General features: G+C 61.9%; 3 protein-coding genes. All 3 read left to right on the top strand.

Translation table 11 applies throughout. The features are described from left to right. The coding region (locus tag H6B10_RS13765) for a GDP-mannose 4,6-dehydratase (protein WP_204652126.1) at positions 1-200 on the top strand (200 nt) is incomplete at its 5' end. Between the two features lie 76 nt (positions 201-276). Next, positions 277-1,887 carry a DUF2142 domain-containing protein gene (locus H6B10_RS13760; protein WP_204652125.1) on the top strand — a complete coding sequence of 537 codons (1,611 nt, stop codon included), beginning with the start codon at positions 277-279 and terminating at the stop codon, positions 1,885-1,887. A gap of 38 nt (positions 1,888-1,925) precedes the next feature. After that, positions 1,926-2,937 (top strand): hypothetical protein (locus tag H6B10_RS13755; protein WP_204652124.1); only part of this gene is annotated, 1,012 nt, incomplete at its 3' end.

Here is a 2,937-nt window from a genome sequence, read left to right as displayed (position 1 = left end):
CCAATGCCACCATCGTCTGCGAAGCTGAACGCCTGCGCCCTGAAAAGAGCGAGGTCAACCGCCTGCTGGGCGATGCCACCAAACTGCGCAACCTGACCGGTTGGGCACCGCAGTACACCTTCGAGCAGGGTCTGGCCGAAACCATCGAGTTCCTGCGCGGCAACCTCGACCAGTACAAGGTCGGGCAGTATATTCTGTAATATGAGCGGGCTACCTTCCAGGAACGGCGGCCGCTTTGCACCCACCGTATGGCCCAAAGCCGCGCGGTGGGCTTTCGTGTTGGCCGTTTGCGCCATGCTGGGCATTGTGTTCAGCTATTACTGGCGTGTTTTTTATGGATTGGATGCACGGGGTATCCCGCCTTTGTGGCCTACCTTATTCTGTATGGGGCTGGGTATGGCCGCCGGTGCGGCGGTGCTGGTGCTGCGCCGGGTAAAAGATTTTGCGGCGCGGGGGGCTGTCTGCATTTTGCTGTGCGGCATCCTGTTTGCGTTTGCCAATCCGCCGCTGCAAACCCCCGATGAAACGGAACATTATCTGCGTACCTATGCCATTTCCATGGGCCGGTTCGACTTCGACGCCCAGCGCGGTTACCCCGAGGATGTATCCCGGCTGATGCAGGCATTCCCGGGGGCGTGGGTCAACGCCCACACTTCGGCCGGGCTGGGGGTCGACCCCGATACCGACGAGGAACAGCCCTATGATACCGCCGGTTACGCCCTGAAACAGTACGGCAAGGACGGCACGGTGCAAAGTATGGCTGACAGTTTTACGCAATACCTGAACGGGGAATCCACCGGCGCCGACCCGGTCACCGAGCCTATCAGCTTTTTGATTTTGCCGTTCCTGCCCGGGGCGCTGGGCATGGCGCTGGCCCGGCTGTTTGGCCTGGGGGCGTTGGGCTGCCTGTATGCCGGGCGGCTGGGCAACCTGGCTGCCTATACGCTGCTTTGCTGGCTGGGACTTCGCTGTGCCCGGCGGGCACGTCCGGCCTTTTTGTGCGTTATGCTGCTGCCCATGTCGCTGTACATGGGGGCTTCCCTGAGTTATGACGCTACCTTGCTGGCCTGCTATTATCTGATGCTGGCACTGCTGACCCGCCCCCAGTGGGACACCCGTACCGCGGCGCTCTATGCGGCAGCCTGCATTTTTGCCAACGGCACCAAACCCTACCTGAACCTGTTGTGGGTGGTGCTGCCGCTGCTCATTGCCCGGCGGGACTGGAAGGCCAAAGCCTCCCGCCCGGTATGGGCTGCCATTTGTGCAGGCGGCTCCCTGGCCATTACGCTGTTTGTGGAACAGTACGGGGTGCTTATGCGCCACAATTACGGCACCATTGCCCGGCAGGGCGGCACAGCCGTAAACGGCGGCGAACAGCTGGCGTTTATTTTGTCCAACCCGCTGCGTTATCTGGCGGTGCTGCTGGGTACACTCTATGAGAACGATGGTTTCCTGGGGCAGCTGGGACTGTTTGGCTGGAAGGATATGCCCATTGCGTTCCTCAGCCTGACGGGCCCGCTGGTGCTGCTGGCAGCGGCACTGCTTTGTACGCCGCGTACCGAGACCCTGGGCCGCCGCCGTCTGGGCGGGCTGGGCGTCTTTGCGGTGCTGTACGGCATTGGCGCCATGACGGCCATGTACATCACCTATACGCCGGTGGGTATGGTCCGGATCGTGGGCCTGCAGACCCGGTATTTCCTGCCGCTGTGGCTGTTGCTGGTTTTGGGCGTGGCGGCATTGGCCCGCCGGGTACTGGTGCCGCGGTTGACGGCGGCCCGGGCACAGAGTCTGGCGCTGCCCCTTTGCGGCGGATATGCCCTGCTGGGAGCAGTTCTGCTGTTCCAGCATTACTTTATCGGGCCTGTATACACTGTGTATTTAAAATAAGAATTTCAACAAAACGGAAAAAAGGAGGGCGACGGCCTATGCTGCAGTTGGTATGGGGATTGTGCATGCTGCTCCTGCTGACGGGCGCTTGTGCGGTGCTCTCCCGGTGGGCAAAACTGCATGCCGCACTGCTGCCGCTGCCTTTGCTGGCAGGGGCTTGCTTGCTGTTGTATGGATTCGGCATCGTTGGTGCGCTGCGCATCGGTGCGGCGCTGGCGGTGTTGCTGTTGGCTGCCGTTTGGGTGGTCGGTCTGGTCAAACTGCGGCCGGCCGGGTTTGCGCAAGCTTGCCGGCAGGCGGTGACCACCCCCGGCCTGGCGCTGTTCCTGGGCGGTGCTGTTTTTTTGTGGATGCTGTTTTTTGTGCAGCAGCCCATGTTTACCCAGTGGGATGAATTCACTGCCTGGGGCCTGGCCCCCAAAATGGTGGTGGAGCGCGGGGCATTTTATGTGGCCGACCCGGTGAACCTGAAAGCCAGTTTCACCTACCCGGCTACCAGCCTGGTGACCTTTTTGTTTCAGCCATTCGGTCAGTGGGCCGAATGGGCCTGCCTGGCAGCGCTGGATACGCTGGCCCTTGCCTGCGTGGCTGCTGCTGCGGCCCTGCCGCAGGAACGCTGGTATAGCGGAGTACTGGTCTTTGCGGCCGGTGTGCTGCTGCCGTATTTCTTCAGGGACCCCACCCCGGGGGCTTATGCTACCCAGTATGTCAACGCTATGGCGGACCTGCCCATGGCCATGCTCTTTGGGGGAACGCTTTGCCTGTATTTCGGCACCGAACGTCGGCCCAAGGCTTTTTGGCTGACGGCGCTGCCCCTTGCGTTGCTGACCCTGACCAAAGATATCTGTTTTGCGTACGGATTGATCGCTGCATTTCTCATTGGGCTGGACTGGCTGGCCCGGTCGCAGAACGGTTTGCGCAAGGGGCTGGTGAGTGCGCTGCTGCACGCGGGCGGTCTGGCGGTGGTGGCCGTGGCTGCCTTCCTCAGCTGGAGCCGCTACACCGCCGCTGTCACCCCCACGGTGGATACGGCGGCCAGCGTAGGCAGCG

It is taken from the genome of Gemmiger formicilis (assembly GCF_016901605.1).
In the GTDB taxonomy this organism is placed as follows: domain Bacteria; phylum Bacillota; class Clostridia; order Oscillospirales; family Ruminococcaceae; genus Gemmiger; species Gemmiger formicilis_B.
Note: the sequence above shows the minus strand (reverse complement) of the source record. Positions and strands in the feature narration are given on the sequence as shown.